This window comes from Planococcus sp. TJ-307 (assembly GCF_058268435.1).
In genome coordinates this window covers 182,835-197,308 of the sequence record NZ_JBZDOJ010000002.1, presented here as the reverse complement: position 1 = coordinate 197,308, position 14,474 = coordinate 182,835, and the positions used below count along the sequence as shown (strand labels likewise).

11 protein-coding genes are annotated in these 14,474 nt (G+C 43.7%); 3 read left to right on the top strand and 8 right to left on the bottom strand.

Going from position 1 to position 14,474, the window contains the following annotated elements; genetic code table 11:
• Window positions 1-6: 6 nt before the first annotated feature.
• Window positions 7-1,383, bottom strand: a complete 1,377-nt coding sequence (locus tag AC4EHK_RS07155; protein ID WP_490978107.1) for a PepSY-associated TM helix domain-containing protein — start codon at window positions 1,381-1,383, stop codon at window positions 7-9.
• Between the two features lie 228 nt (window positions 1,384-1,611).
• A complete protein-coding gene (locus tag AC4EHK_RS07150; protein WP_490978106.1) occupies window positions 1,612-2,181 on the bottom strand; it encodes a DeoR family transcriptional regulator in 570 nt (189 codons plus the stop codon).
• A gap of 247 nt (window positions 2,182-2,428) precedes the next feature.
• Between AC4EHK_RS07150 and AC4EHK_RS07145 the strand changes: the two genes are divergently transcribed.
• Together AC4EHK_RS07145 and AC4EHK_RS07140 are read left to right on the top strand one after the other, a co-directional pair.
• The gene (locus AC4EHK_RS07145) at window positions 2,429-3,115 is read left to right on the top strand and encodes a CPBP family glutamic-type intramembrane protease (RefSeq protein ID WP_490978105.1); all 687 of its coding nucleotides are present in this window, start codon (window positions 2,429-2,431) and stop codon (window positions 3,113-3,115) included.
• Between the two features lie 377 nt (window positions 3,116-3,492).
• Window positions 3,493-4,362, top strand: coding sequence for a cation diffusion facilitator family transporter (locus AC4EHK_RS07140; RefSeq protein WP_490978104.1), 870 nt, complete (start codon window positions 3,493-3,495; stop codon window positions 4,360-4,362).
• Window positions 4,363-4,375: 13 nt separating this feature from the next.
• Here AC4EHK_RS07140 and AC4EHK_RS07135 read toward each other — a convergent pair whose 3' ends face one another.
• From AC4EHK_RS07135 to AC4EHK_RS07120, 4 genes are all read right to left on the bottom strand, one after another.
• Window positions 4,376-5,086 carry a hypothetical protein gene (locus AC4EHK_RS07135; RefSeq protein WP_490978103.1) on the bottom strand — a complete coding sequence of 237 codons (711 nt, stop codon included), beginning with the start codon at window positions 5,084-5,086 and terminating at the stop codon, window positions 4,376-4,378.
• A gap of 283 nt (window positions 5,087-5,369) precedes the next feature.
• Entirely contained in the window at window positions 5,370-5,579 is a 210-nt protein-coding gene (locus tag AC4EHK_RS07130; RefSeq protein ID WP_490978102.1) for a hypothetical protein, read from the bottom strand.
• Complete coding sequence (locus tag AC4EHK_RS07125) at window positions 5,576-6,328, bottom strand: SDR family NAD(P)-dependent oxidoreductase (RefSeq protein ID WP_490978101.1); 753 nt, start codon at window positions 6,326-6,328, stop codon at window positions 5,576-5,578. The genes AC4EHK_RS07130 and AC4EHK_RS07125 overlap by 4 nt, the downstream gene beginning before the upstream one ends.
• Window positions 6,325-7,902 (bottom strand): amidohydrolase, encoded by a 1,578-nt coding sequence (locus AC4EHK_RS07120; RefSeq protein ID WP_490978100.1) that lies wholly within the window; start codon window positions 7,900-7,902, stop codon window positions 6,325-6,327. The genes AC4EHK_RS07125 and AC4EHK_RS07120 overlap by 4 nt, the downstream gene beginning before the upstream one ends.
• A gap of 169 nt (window positions 7,903-8,071) precedes the next feature.
• On the opposite strand from AC4EHK_RS07120, the gene AC4EHK_RS07115 reads away from it, so the two are divergent.
• The gene (locus AC4EHK_RS07115) at window positions 8,072-9,382 is read left to right on the top strand and encodes a hemolysin family protein (RefSeq protein ID WP_490978099.1); all 1,311 of its coding nucleotides are present in this window, start codon (window positions 8,072-8,074) and stop codon (window positions 9,380-9,382) included.
• 40 nt (window positions 9,383-9,422) lie between these two features.
• Here AC4EHK_RS07115 and AC4EHK_RS07110 read toward each other — a convergent pair whose 3' ends face one another.
• Together AC4EHK_RS07110 and AC4EHK_RS07105 are read right to left on the bottom strand one after the other, a co-directional pair.
• On the bottom strand, window positions 9,423-10,352 hold the full coding sequence (locus AC4EHK_RS07110) for a sulfurtransferase (RefSeq protein ID WP_490978098.1): 930 nt from the start codon (window positions 10,350-10,352) through the stop codon (window positions 9,423-9,425).
• Window positions 10,353-10,355: 3 nt separating this feature from the next.
• Window positions 10,356-13,937, bottom strand: a complete 3,582-nt coding sequence (locus tag AC4EHK_RS07105; RefSeq protein WP_490978097.1) for a dynamin family protein — start codon at window positions 13,935-13,937, stop codon at window positions 10,356-10,358.
• Window positions 13,938-14,474 lie beyond the last annotated feature (537 nt).

The following is a 14,474-nucleotide window of genomic DNA, read 5'->3' as shown; positions in this document are numbered from 1 at the left end:
TTGCAATCATGCATTTAACCATTTTTTAACTTTTGGAATGCGTTGAATGATCAACCAGTCAATCAGCCAGACGATGACAATTGAAAATCCTACAAGAGGAAATAGCAAGCCCAGCACGATCATAAGAACTAAAAAGGATTTTGTTTTAAAAAGTGCAAGTGCTGCCGGTGCGCCCATTCCTTTTCCTGGCTTTCTTTTCCACCATAAATAGACTCCGCTGACGGCGACGAAAATAATTCCCAGGCAGATGAAGAGGCTAAGCAGCTGATTTGCCAATCCAAATTGCGATCCTTTATGAAGCGTAATTCCCCATGCCACGACTTTCCCGATCACCCCATAATTGTCGTAACGATAATCCGCTAAAACTGCGCCCGAGTATTGGTCAATGTGCATTGTCGCCTCGTCTTGTGCTTTTGGCGGAAAAACGGACAGCGTGTAAACGCCTTCCGGTTCCTGCGGAATAAAAATAGAATAGCTTGGAAAAATCCCTTCCCGTTCTGCAATCTCCACTACCTTATCCAAAGACAGCGGAATCAGTCCTTGAATGTCCGAAATAGGAACATCCAAGGTTTCAGCAGCCCATGGCACTTCTGCGATGTCCTGTGTTTGAGCGTTGGATGACGGCGCACCGCCTACCCAAACAGATGGCGGGTAGCCTTCTCCAGTATTGGTGGTGATGGCCTGGAAATTGGCTCCCCAAAAACCTGACCACGGCAATCCGGTCATGATTAAAAACAACAAACCTGCAGAAAGCCATACCGCGGGCACAACGTGAAGGTCGCGTCTTCGCACCTTTACTCCTTTACGCAAGTGAGGGAACAACACCCCTCCCATTCCTTTTCTTTTCTTCGGCAGCCAAAGAATGAAACCGGTCACGATCAGCACGACGGCCCAGCTGGCTGCCAATTCGACAATTCGGTCGCCAAGCGTTCCAGCCATCAATTCTCCGTGAATTTCTTCGATTTTGTCCATAATGCGGTCTTCGTTGTTCAGTTCACCGATGACGGTTCCGGTATACGGATTCATAAATACCGTTAAGGATTCTTCTCCGTCCATAATTGTCACTTCACTTGATCGCGTGTCACTTTCTCCTGGACGGTATTTTGTAATAATAGCACCTGGATAAATCCGGTTTACTTCATCCATCTGTTCAGTAACTCCAACTCGCTCTTCTTGCGCCGGAACCGCATAATACTCTTCGTAGAGAACATTCTCGATTTCGGCTTTAAACAAATAAACCGATCCTGTTATGGCCAGCAGCACAAGAAGCGGCGCAAAAATGACCCCTGCATACAAGTGCCATCTCCAAACCGTTTTGTAAAACTGATTGCCATCTTCTTTTTTTGCGGCTGGAGCTGCTTGTTTCTCTGGTTCTTTTTTCATTAGTGATCCTCATTTCCCGTGCTTCGAAAGTGTGCTGGCTTTTTTGCAGGACATGACAGATGTCTATCGTGGCTTATGTAAAAGTTCTCCTGTCAGCTGCAATTCTATTTGGACAACGCAAGAAATTGTGATTTAGATTATTTCTATATCTGTGAAATTGCCTGCTTTTATTTTAAGTTCGTATCGCCGATCCTTTGCCTTTTTAACAATGCAGCAATGCCTTGTTGATTACTTTTTACAGCAAATACTGCCATTCATTTCATTAGAAATACGCTCAATCGCTTGTTCAAATCTGACAATCTCTCCGCCAAATCCTGCTTGAAATTGCTTAGCTTGAGCTGCATTATCAAATGGAATGGCTTGGGGTTGACAGCAATTGAGCTGAAGATCCGCATCAAACAAATAGACTGCCATTTTTGCGCTGATGGTGGTGTCTTTTAAGTAATCCTGGCAAATGATCTGCGCAACTTCTGATTCGATGTCCCGGTAGCGCAGCAGCCCGCAATGTGCACAGCAAGTTTGCTCTACTTGCTGTGATGTTTTGATAAGTTGAAACGCCATACGGGAGTTTGCTGGCTTCAAGCAGTAACTGCAAACTCCGGCTGGAAGAGCAGCTGGGGCAGCCAGTGCAATCCCGTTTGAAGTTTTTTGTAATTTCTGCTGATCGATTAATGGCTGAAGATCACGGTAAACTGTCATTTCAGAAACTTTCAGCCTTTTGCTTAGCTCAGAAATTTTTAAAGAACTTTCCTGCTCCAGCCACGTTAAAATTTGTTGTTGCCTTTCAATTGGCATCATATCGATCTTCCTTTCTCAACTTTTCTTATCGCTATTGGTGAATGAATGCTTTCTTATCATAGAATAAAGGATTCGCTGAAACAACAAGGTTTCGTGATTTTTTGTGAACATTTGTTGTAAAACAACAAAAAACTTCTATTCAAAAATTTTTAAATGAAGTATAACTCCGAAAGGCAGAAAGTCTTATAGACCGAAACTAAATACCTGCTATAATAATCACAAAATTACCTTTAGTGGAGGGTTTCCAATGAATAAGATCATTACAAGTTATGACTTGAAATGGATTGGTCTTGTGATTTCCCTCGTAATATTGATAGTGGTATTTTGGATAGATTTACAAGTTCCACCGAATGGATGGCTTTTCACACTCAAAATTATTGTTGTCCCGTTGCTGTCTCTCGTCGCTTTGCTTATTGGTTTTGGGGTGCAAGGAATCAAAGATCTTTTTTCAAAGCCTGTTAAACCGGTTAAAAATTTTTTTGGTTGGTTCATCATTGCAATTATCGTCAGCATGATATCTGGATTTTTATTGTCTATGATTGTTGATACGCCCCTCCAACCCAATCCAGGAGAAGAGCATTTGGTTCAAACCCTCATCTCGCTGCCATTTGTTTTGCTGTTTGAAGAAGTTATTAGCTTTTTTTTCCTGCTGGCAATAGCGAACTTGATTTTTCAAAAAACAAAAAACTTACTTTTAGCTCAGACTGTTGGGGTTGTGGTAAGTGCAATCATTTTTGGACTGCTCCACTATTCTACTTACTATAGTGGAAGTATGATTGACACATTGGCACACGTGATCTTTGTTCAAGGATTGATTCGAATATTTTTTAACTTGGCTGGATTAAAAAGCAATAGCATTATTATTCCGCTATTGATTCACATCGCTTTTGATGTTTATTCATTTGCTCTTGGCTCTCTTGGATCATTTGTGTAATTTGTTTCAGTTGGTTCGTTTAGAAACACTCTAGCTTTATTCTCTATAAACAGAGCAACGGAAAATTTCCGTTGCTCTGTTTATAGAGAATTTTTAGTTTGTATGACTTAGGCTACAAACCTTTTGCTAAGTTAGTTGCATGTAAAAAAACTTTTATATATTGTTTTTTTACTTCTCTCGTTATTCTTTTATCGTATAAAATAGCTTGTAAGTTTACACTGAATCCCATCAAACCAACAAATTTCTATGTCTTTCCTTATTGAAACTTTCTTTCCCACTCACTTTCCTTTTGTTATTTTGAAAAAACTTTTCAATAGACCCACTCGATCTTCATCTGTTACTATACTCTAATGACATTGAGAGTGGGGAAACAGATAATGGAACAAGAAAGATTCGACAACTTAAAGTTAGGTGAAAAAGGAGCGATGTTGAGCATCACTGCCTATCTTATTTTATCCGTGCTCAAATTATTTATTGGGTACACCGCAAATTCTGAAGCCCTCAGAGCAGATGGATTGAATAATGTGACTGATATTGTCGCTTCCATCGCCGTTTTAATTGGGCTGAAATTGTCTCAAAAACCCGCCGATGATAACCATCCGTATGGACATTGGAGAGCAGAGACAATTGCTTCTTTAGTTGCTTCTTTTATTATGATAGCAATAGGTCTGCAAGTCGTCTACACTGCAATCCTCTCTGTCTTTGAAGGAAGCCACGAAGCGCCAGATCTGCTCGCAGCATGGACAGGTATTTTTTCCGCTATCGTCATGTACTTTGTCTACCGGTATAACAATAAACTGGCCAAAAAAATTAATAGCCAAGCTGTCCGCGCTGCAGCTAAGGACAATCTTTCTGATGCCTGGGTAAGCATAGCTGCGGTTGTAGGGATTATCGGTGCTCAATTCAACCTTTCATGGCTTGACCCTGTAACAGCTGTGTTGGTTGGCTTTTTAATATGCAAGACTGCATGGGGAATTTTCTGGGATGCGACTCATGATTTAACGGATGGATTTGATGAAACTATGCTCGAATCGTATAAAGATATCGTTTTGGGCGTATATGGCGTCAAAGGGGTAAAAGATATCCGTGCCAGAAACTATGGCAATAGCGCAGTCGTTGATGTTGTACTTTTGGTCCGATCTGATTTAGATATACGAGTGGCTCATGATATTTCGACAAAAGTAGAAAAAGAATTGATCGCCAAGTTTGAGATTTCTTCAGTTCATGTTCACGTCGAACCAAATTAACTAACTGCCATACTCACCACTCAAAGAAAAATTTTAATGACATGGTGATAACAGAATAAACGAGAACAGCTGTTAAAAAGGTAGGAAAATGCGTTTCTTTTTCATTTGGCAGTTCGTGTTTAAATACTGTGAAAATCATTGCTCCAGACACAAGGGAAAAAATAATGGATTTAAAAAGTGGCGTTAGCTCGGTTGTTAACGCAACGATCCAACCCACCACAATTCCTAGAGCCAAAATATAGCGGCCGTATTTGGTGTATTCGACTGGAAATTTTCTCCACATATCATGGGCAACGGCTACAAAATGCGGACCGATTGCCACGCAATAAAACACAGCTTGTATAGCCGATACTTCGAAAGACAGTACTGAATAGGAGACGAGGGCGTTGTAAAGCGCATAGAACGAAATGACGGACCAAAAGGTGGATCTATTAGAAATATAGTTGTTTTGAATCATGATCTGGATGCCAACAAATAGAACAACTCCGAGAAGACCAACAAAATAAATCTCCGACTCCATCGTCAATCGGCGGTAAGGCTCCTCAATATTCGTTTGTTGTTTGTGCAGAGTCGGAAGCAAGTAAATAAAAATATACGAAACCGCCAATCCACCTGAAAATGAAAACCATTTCATCTGTTTGAGTTTTTCCGTAGGAACAAGAACACTTGCAAAGAAATGAATCAAAATGAACACTAGGCCAATTAAAAATGGAATCAACAGCATGGCTCTATCCCCCCGTCAGATAATGGCAGTTAGTTTTATATAGAAAAATTCAGGTATATTATACATCGGATACGGTTATAAATCGACAGAAATTGACGAATAAAGTAAAGGCTTACAAATCCCAAACTTCTACTTGCATGCATCCTTTATCTGCCCTATAGAATTTGGTTATAATCAGGCCTGCAAGGAAAAACGAGGAATCCAGACCAACAAAAAAGCCCGTAAATGCAAATAAACATTTTACGGACTTTCACTTTATTTGAATTTTTTAAAAAAGTAAAATTTATTTCTTCTGTTTGTACATTTCTTCGACGGCACCAGCAAACTTGTCAAAATCAAATTCCACGCTGTTTGGCTTGTAGAAGAAGAGAATAGATTCTTTTTCACCTTGGGAAAGCAAGAATGTTACAACAGCTTTAGGGCTTTTCATATCAATTCCTGCTTGGTCGGCATCAGCCAGCTTGAGCAGGATAGGTTCGGGTGTGTTGTTCACTTCAAGCTCCCCTTTTCTACTGCCGGTAGATTGCGAATATCCAAAATAACCGGCAGCTCGTTAAAATCTGGCCTTTGGGTCATTTCCATCAACAAATGTGCTGTTTCTTCCGGACTGCTAAGCATCCCGCTTTCCTTGTAATCCAAAAACTTCTCGATCAATGGAAAATCGGCAGCGTCGCTTTCGCGAATTTTTTCCTGCATACCGGTATCAATAATCCCTGGTGCTACAGAGACCACTTTAACTCCTTCGTTTTCCGTATCCAAGCAAGAACTAAAATGGTCCAGACCCGCTTTTCCGGCACAATAAGCACTCCAGCCCTCATAGGCTTTGCGTCCGGCTCCCGATGAAATATTGATGATTTTTTTGTCCGCCTGGCTGTTAATCAGTTGGCTGATAAATGCGCCACAGAGCAACATCGGTGCTGTTAAGTTGAGCACAATGCTTTGGTTTACTTGAACAGCATCGTTCGTATGTGCGAGTCCAATCGGTTCGATCGTACCGGCGTTGTTCACCAATACAATGGTTTTTATTTCTTTAGGAATTAACGCCACCGCTTGTGCAATTAAATCTTCAATTGCGTCAATTTGTATTAGATCGAACGGCAAAAAGCTATTGCCTGGCCAGTTTTCTGGTTTGGTTCTTGCGATACCAATGACCACATGCCCGGCTTCGCTAAGCTGGCGACTCCATTCAAACCCAATTCCTTTAGATGCACCGGTAATGATGTATGCTTCTTTTTCCATCATGCCTGTCCGCCCCTTTGATACATGATTTCTCCAGCCACTACTGTCATATCCGCTCGTGCTTCTAAAATTTGTTCTTCATTTCCGTTAAACAAATCCCGATCAAAGATGGTAAAATCGGCGTCAAAACCTTCACGAATTACACCGCGCACTGCTTCTTTCCCGATAGCTGCTGCACTGCCGCTGGTATACAATTGAATCGCTTCAAAGCGGGACAATTTTTCTTCCGGCTGATAGCCTTCGTGTGAGTCGTACGGCTTTCTGCGAGTGACTGCAGCGTATATCCCAAGGCATGGATCTACTTCTTCGATCGGTGCATCCGATCCTCCAGCGCAAATCAGTCCGTGGTCGAGCAGTTTTTTCCATGTATATGCCCACTCCAGACGGCTCTCCCCAAGGCGTTCAATTACCCATGGGAAATCAGATGTAACGAAGCTTGGTTGGAGATCCAACGCAACATCTATCTGTTGCATCCGTGCTACCAAATCTTCCCGGACCACCATCGCGTGTATCAAACGGTCACGCTTTCCAGTAGGGACCGGATGCGCTTCAATCGCGTCCAATGCCATTTCCAAACCTAGATCTCCGATCACATGGATTGCAACAGCCTCACCGTGTTTACGGGCGATGGAAACCAATCGCTTAAACTCCTTATCAGATTGAATGGCAACCCCAATTGTTGATGGATCGTCATTGTACGGCTTGCTCAGCAATGCCGTTCTGCCGCCGATCGAACCATCCGCAAAAATTTTCATTGGGCCTGGATCCACAAATGGCTCTGCATATGACGCATTTTCCATCATTTCTTCAAATGCACTGTGCGCCCGGAGCAAATGTGCCCGAAATTTCACTTGGCCGCCAATGACGTTTTTGAACGCCTGCAGGGGACGTGAATAATGGCCGTAGTAGCCCATATCTTCTGTATGTGCACCCGTTAAACCAAGCGACAGCAAATCATCGACTGATTTTTGAAGTGCACGCGTCAAGTACTCGACACTAACTTCTGGAACTTGATTTGCCACCAGGTCCTGTGCTGCGTCCAATAAATAGCCTGTTGGTTCGCCATCTGCATCGCGAACAATCACTCCACCTTCAGGATCTGGACTGTCTTTTGTGATGCCTGCAAGTGCCAAAGCGCTGGAGTTGGCCAAGATCGCATGGCGGCATACCCGTTTCAACATCATCGGTGAGCGGCTAATTTCATCCAGTTCGTGCCGGTGAAATATTTTTCGGTCGGCAAAATTATTCTCATTCCAACCTTCCCCAATAAACCACTCGTCAGGGTTCAGTTCTTGCGTTGACTCGACCAACTGCTCGCGCATTTCTTCTGAGCTTGCGATCTTAGATAAATCGATGCGCATTAACTTTTCACCATGACCAATCATGTGCATGTGACTGTCGACAAATCCAGGGTACATGCTTTTTCCCTGCAAATCGATTTCGGTATCCGCCTGTCCTCTTAATTCTTCGTACGTACCAATTCGTTCTATGTGATCATCAGACACCAATACCGCTTCCGCGACAGCGCCTTCTGCTTCCATTGTATATATTGTTCCCCCATGCCATAGCACTTTCATCAAACCACTCCTTTTCTCTCTTCTCATCATAAGTTTATTTGACGCTGCATTCAATACACAAGGATTGAATTTTCTTTGATTCGCCCACAAGGTAAATGGGTTGGCATCTATGTTATACTGTCCATACTTATAGAAAGCAGAGGTGAACCCTCCCAGTCGGAGGGACGTATTGGACAGTATACCCATTCTCAATTTGTTATTGGTCGCTCTATTAATCGGACTGACCGCTTTATTTGTTGGATCCGAGTTTTCAATTATTCGTGTGAGAAAATCCCGAATCGATCAACTTGTCTCAGAAGGCCATAAAAACGCCATTTTGACGCAGAAAATCATCCGCAATTTGGATTATTATTTGTCTGCTTGCCAATTGGGAATTACCGTAACGGCACTTGCTCTTGGTTGGTTAGGTGAATCAACTGTTGGACGGATTTTGCACCCGGTGTTTGAGAATTTTGGAATCGAAGGATCGACTGCATCGATTCTTTCCTTTATCATTGCATTTTCCATCATTACATTCTTGCATGTCGTAATTGGTGAACTGGCACCCAAAACGCTGGCGATCCAATATGCGGAAAAAATGGCTTTTATCTTTGTCCGTCCGCTCTATGTGTTCGGCGTCATTTTGGCACCGTTTATCTGGCTTTTGAATGGATCTGCCCGGTTGTTGCTTCGCGCTTTCGGTGTCGAGCCAGCTGTGTATGAACAAGCCCATTCGGAAGAAGAGTTAAAAATTATCATGACGCAAAGCTACCAAAGTGGTGAAATCAATCAAACGGAACTATCGTATATGCAGAACATTTTTTCTTTTGACGAACGTATGGCAAAAGACATTATGTTGCCGCGTACACAAATGGAGACCATTTCACTTGATATGACCCACGACGATTTGATGGAAATTGTACGTGAACATCAGTACACCCGTTACCCCGTCACCGAACAGGGAGATAAAGACGATATTCTCGGCTTTGTCAACGTCAAGGAAATGTTGACCAACTATACCTACAAGCAGGACTTAAACGATAGCATCGTCGTCCACGGCATTCCCTTTGTTCATGACATGGCCCCCATTCAAGATGTGCTGCTGAAAATGCAGAAAGAGCATGTCCATATGGCGATTGTCGTTGACGAATATGGCGGAACTGCGGGAGTCATCACGATGGAAGATATTTTGGAAGAAATCGTCGGGGAAATCCGCGACGAGTTTGACGAGGATGAACGCGACGAGATCAAAGCGGTCGACATCAATAATTATTTATTGAATGGCCGTGTGCTGCTTTCTGATCTGGAAGATCGCTTTGCTATCGAGTTCGATGACAGCGAAGATGTCGATACCATTGGCGGCTGGATTCAACTGCAAAACACCGATATCAATGAAGGCCAATCGGTTGAACTGGCCAATCACTCAATCACTGTACGCGAAATGGAAAATCATCAAATTATTCGTGTATTGTTGACGCGCAACACAGAGCTAACTGAATAACTAAAATTCCCCGCCAGTAAATTCGCTGGCGGGGAATTTTTTATTCTTTTTTCACTAATGATTTTTCATATTCGAACTTTTTCATCAGCATTTCTCCTGAATAGCCTTCTTCGATCAATTTTGACAAAATCTTTTTGGTTTCATCGTCAGCCGCTTCCGGATGTTCACCGCGATCAAATTCAACAACGTTTTCGGCGTCAGTAATCCAATCCGAAAAACTTCCCATATAAAGCCGCAGCTGATCGTAACCTTTTTCCGCAAGAACGACATACAGTGCAGCAGCTGTCACGCCGCTCCCACAATAAACAACTGCCGGTTCATGCTTTTGGACCACCGGGCTAATGTCCTGCTCCAACTGAAACTCGCCTTCTGAGACAAATTGTGCCCAATCCAAATTGCGTGCTCCAGGAATTCTTCCGGCAACTGGGTCAATAGGTTCTTCCAACCCTGCATAACGTGCTGCAGAACGCGCGTCAACCAGTACACCCAGTTCGTCGCCGCGAATAACGGCTTTCACATAATCTTGATCTGCAAAAATCTCTTCATTGAAATCTGGTTTGATTTGGGATGGCTGACGGCTTAGACTATCCGCAGTTACCGCAACTCCCTGTTCCTTAAGCTGGCGAAAGCCTTTTTGGCTGATGTGGACCTTTTCAAAGCCAGCGTATTTCAACAGCCACCAAGCGCGTGCTGCATAAGGCGAACCGCCCTGATCGTAAATAATGATAGAGTCTTCTAAGTTTAAACCGCTCGACTGAAACAATTGGGTCAGCTGCTCTTTAGATGGCATTGGATGCCGCCCTTGAGTTGCAGACATGTCCGACAGGTCTTTCTCAAGGTCCCAAAACATAGCGCCCGCTACATGCTGCTGTTCATACATTTTTCTGCCGGCAGACGGATCTTTCAAATCGAATCGTGCATCTATCCACCTATGGTTTTCGGTATCGGTCGTTTCAATAAAAACTGACATCGTTTACACCCTTCCATCCATTAAGTTTGAATATAATTCTTTCCACTGGGCCAATTTTTCGGATTGCTGGAGCAAGGTGCGCTCTGAATCGATCTGATCAATTGCCTGGCGAAGAATGTGTTGGCGCAGACCTTCTGCTTCCTGCTCAATCCAAAATTCCGACCAGTTAGCCAACTCTTTCTTTTCCTGTTCCAAATAGCGCAGCGCATCGGGTTCCATCATTGCTTGCAGTGCATCGCGCATCTTCTCTTTTTCGTTTTTCTCGAAAAAGCTTTTGTTGTTCTTGTAATACGATTTGACTGAGGAGTAGTCCGCATTCGTGAACGGTTTATCAATATCCAATGACTCTGCTTCTTGAACTTCGTATGGCGTAAACGAAAAATCGGCATTTTGCTCTTTCAGTTTTGCTGTATCTTCCTTAAAGCGGGACTCCAGTTTCTTTTCGATGAACTGGGTCAGCCGGAAATTGGTCACGCGCAACTCCTGCTGGAAATCAAAGCCGGTCATTTCGTTCATGTCCAGCAACGCGGTATCCAGTGCCACCTGTGCCGATTTGTTTGAAAAAACCGAGGGGTTAAAGGCTTCTTTGAAGAAATCATTAAACCGATAAAACACTCGCTGATTGACATAATACAGCAATTCATCCAGCTCCTGCAGGGCTTCCCGCTCCAACAATTTGGCAATGGATGAACCAAACAAGATGCGCAGCTGCTGCTCCAAGTGCTTGAGTTCTTCCAGCCTTTCGTCTTTTCTCAATAAGTTCTTTTCGGTTTGTTCGATCAGGCTGCGGAAACGGTTCACTGTTTTCTGCTCTTCTTCCGCCAGCGATTGGACCGCCATGCCTTTCAGTTCTTCTTTTAGGAAGTGCTGGAACGCTTCTTCGAACTCCGGCATGCCTGAATGCTGCCGGTCCCGCAGCGCCATCAAGCTGGAAACGCCAAACAGTCGTGGAAAACGAATACCGAAACGCTGCAGCTCGTCTTTGACATAGGTGACGACTGCATCTTTTTCCTGCTCGTCATTGGCCAAATCAATCGCATTGACCACAAAGAACATTTTATCCATTTCAAACGCATCTTTCACTCGTCCAAGCTGAATAAGAAATTCCCGGTCCGCCCGCGCAAATGCATGGTTGTAATAAGTGATAAACAGAATTGCATCCGCGTTGCGAATATACTCAAACGCGACATTGGTATGGCGTGCATTGATGGAATCTGCTCCAGGTGTGTCCACAAGTGTCACACCATTGCGCGTTAGTTCACAGTCGTAATAAAAATCAATTTCATCAACAAAACAGCTTTTTTCTTCTTTTGCGACGTACAAACCAAAGTCTTCACGATTGGTCCGCAAGGTTTCACCTAAACGGTCCTTGAATTCCAAATAGCCTTTGTTGAAGGCTAAAATGAATGATTTATGCACTTGCTGCTCTGTTGGGGTATTATCTGGAAGTTTCATCGACTTGGCATATGCATCGTCCAAAGAAGTGACATCAATCCCTAGAACATGGAAGGAATTTTTCACGTCTTCTGTCATTTGAGCACTGGTCTTTAAACGCACATCTGCGGTTTCGTGCGGATGCTCGTCCGAAACTGGCCGGATCCGGTTGATCGTTGCTGTTGTTGGATTTGGAGACACCGGCAAAACGTTCTCCCCCATTAAGGCATTTGAAAATGAAGACTTTCCTGCACTAAAAGCACCGAACAACGCAATAGTGAATTCCTGTCCTTCAAGCCGTCCCGCTTTTCGCTTCAAGTAAGCGGCTGTTTCTGCAAAGCCTTTGATCGGGTCGATTACTTCGGCAGTCCGCTTGGCACGCTCGAGCACAGCGATCTCGTCGAATGCTGCCACTTCAAGAGTTTCAGCCTGTTGTGTCTGTTCTTCTGGCTGAAGGTCACCTTTTTCGAGCATAGCTGGATCAAATTCGGTCATTTCTTCAATGGACACTTCAAATTCGCTCAGCCACTGTTCTACTTTATCTTCGGCAGCGGTTTTTTGTTTGGGGAGCATTGCTGAATAGGATTTTTTTACTTTATCAATTTTGCTGTCCATTTCTTCAAGCGTCTGAATTGCCAATACTTTTTTGGATAAGGTTTGTGCCTTCATGTCTATTTCCGTACTGGCATCGTCCGTCAGTCCGTCGAACTTTTCTTCCTGTGCTTTTTTCCAGCCATCCGTTTCACGGATAAACCAGCGCTGTACGGCAGTGGATATGCTATTGGCAAAATTAAGTACTGCATCCCCCGTCATCGAAGTACCAGCTGGTGCCTGTTCTTCGACCACAGAAAACGGGACATCAAAAACCATGTCGTCAATTGCCAAAGACTCACTGTCAGTCAATATGCCGGCATCTTTCAAAGAAGATTTCATCAATTTTTTTAAGTGGTTGGTAATTTGGGAAGATACAGTGGTCTTAAGGCGTTCATCCACTTCCTGGCGCCTTTTTTGTCGCTCTTCTTCAGTCTTTTTGCTGCTGAACAGCATACCGACTTTAAAGTTTGGCTGTATGGATTCCAAGTAGTTGGTCAATGCACTGCGCAGCTCATAAGGCATAATATTCGAGTTTTCCAACAGTTCTTTGCGGCTTTTTTCAAATTTGGCCTGCCAATTTTCAAAATCCTGTACAGACATTCTGCGTGATACGAGAGCGTTTTCCTTTTTCAAGTCTTCGCGCATTTCCCATTCTTGTAGATCTAGAACTTCTGAAAATGCCTGTAAACGTTCTGTTTTTTCGTCTTCTAAAAATTGAATATGTTCATCTTTTAATTGATTTAAGGCAGAATCCGATGCTTCGCCGACATGGCCCTCCCACTCTTGCATGGTTGAAGAAACGAGATCTTTGACTTGCTCAAAATCATTGTTTGGAAACTCGAAATCCTTTAGCGATGTAAAGAAAATCCCTTTCGGAACCACTCCCCACGCTGCAAACGAATCATGCACCGATTGCTGGAAATCTGCAAAACTCATTTCACTGCTTTGATGCTTATCAATTTGGTTGACAATTAAATACAAATCCGTGTATTTCTGCAATTCTTTAGTGAAATTAAAGTTCAGCTCAGATTGGACATGGTTGTAATCCATCACATAAAAAACCATGTCGGCCACATGCAAGGCGGATTCTGTCGACATGCGGTGTGCGTCGTCTGTGGAGTCCACTCCCGGCGTATCCATAACCGTGATGCCTTTTGGCAGGACAGAAGCCTGATGGCCGATGTCGATCTGCGTAACATCTCCGTTTTTGCAAAATTCTTTGACCGCGTTAAAATCATAATTTTCCGGGAAATAGACTGGCTTCTCGTTGCGCATATTGACAATGGCAAAGTCGGTTTCTGACTTTTGGACATTGACGATATTGGCGCTGGTTGGAATTGGGCTGGAAGGCAATAAGGTCTCACCTGTCAGTGCATTGATCATAGAAGACTTGCCAGATGAAAAATGGCCGGCAAACCCGATAATGAAATTATTTTTTAAGATTTTCTTTGCAAATAAATGCGCTTTCGCTTCCCGCTCGGTATCTTCATTGTCTTGAAAGATCCGGTACAGATGAGCCGTTTCAAGTAATTCTTTTTTATGATCAAGAACTGTCATTTTGAAATCTCCTTCTCCGTTACTGTTCTCTATCATATCATTTTTGTGGAAGAACGAAAAACATCCTTTCCGTTTTTGGGAAGGATGTTGCAGATTGTAGACAAAGGCTCAATAAAATGAATAGTCGTGCATACTCCCAACCGATCCGGCCACTTCGCTTTCCGTAGGCTCAAGCTTCAGCTTCCTCGTCACTGTGTTTCTGCGGGGTCTTCCGCTTTCGTCGCTTCGCTGCTCCCACAGGAGTCTTCGTGGCCAGCCCGGTTGGAGCGTGCGGCTTTGATGAAAGAGAGCAGGCTGCTCGTCAATTTCCCAATGAAACAATTTCAACTAGCCTAGTAATCTCTTCACTCAAGGATCCGAAGCGCAAGACGGCGAAGGGCAAACATGTACTCCTGCATCGCTGCGCTAGCTTCGTCGCAAAGACTTGAAGGAGACCCCGCAGGAGCTTGCGACGAGGAGGCTCAGCGCTTCGTCCGCGGCAGCCCGCACCGCGACGTCCTGTCGCGCCTGCTGCATGACCCACATCCTGTGAGCCCG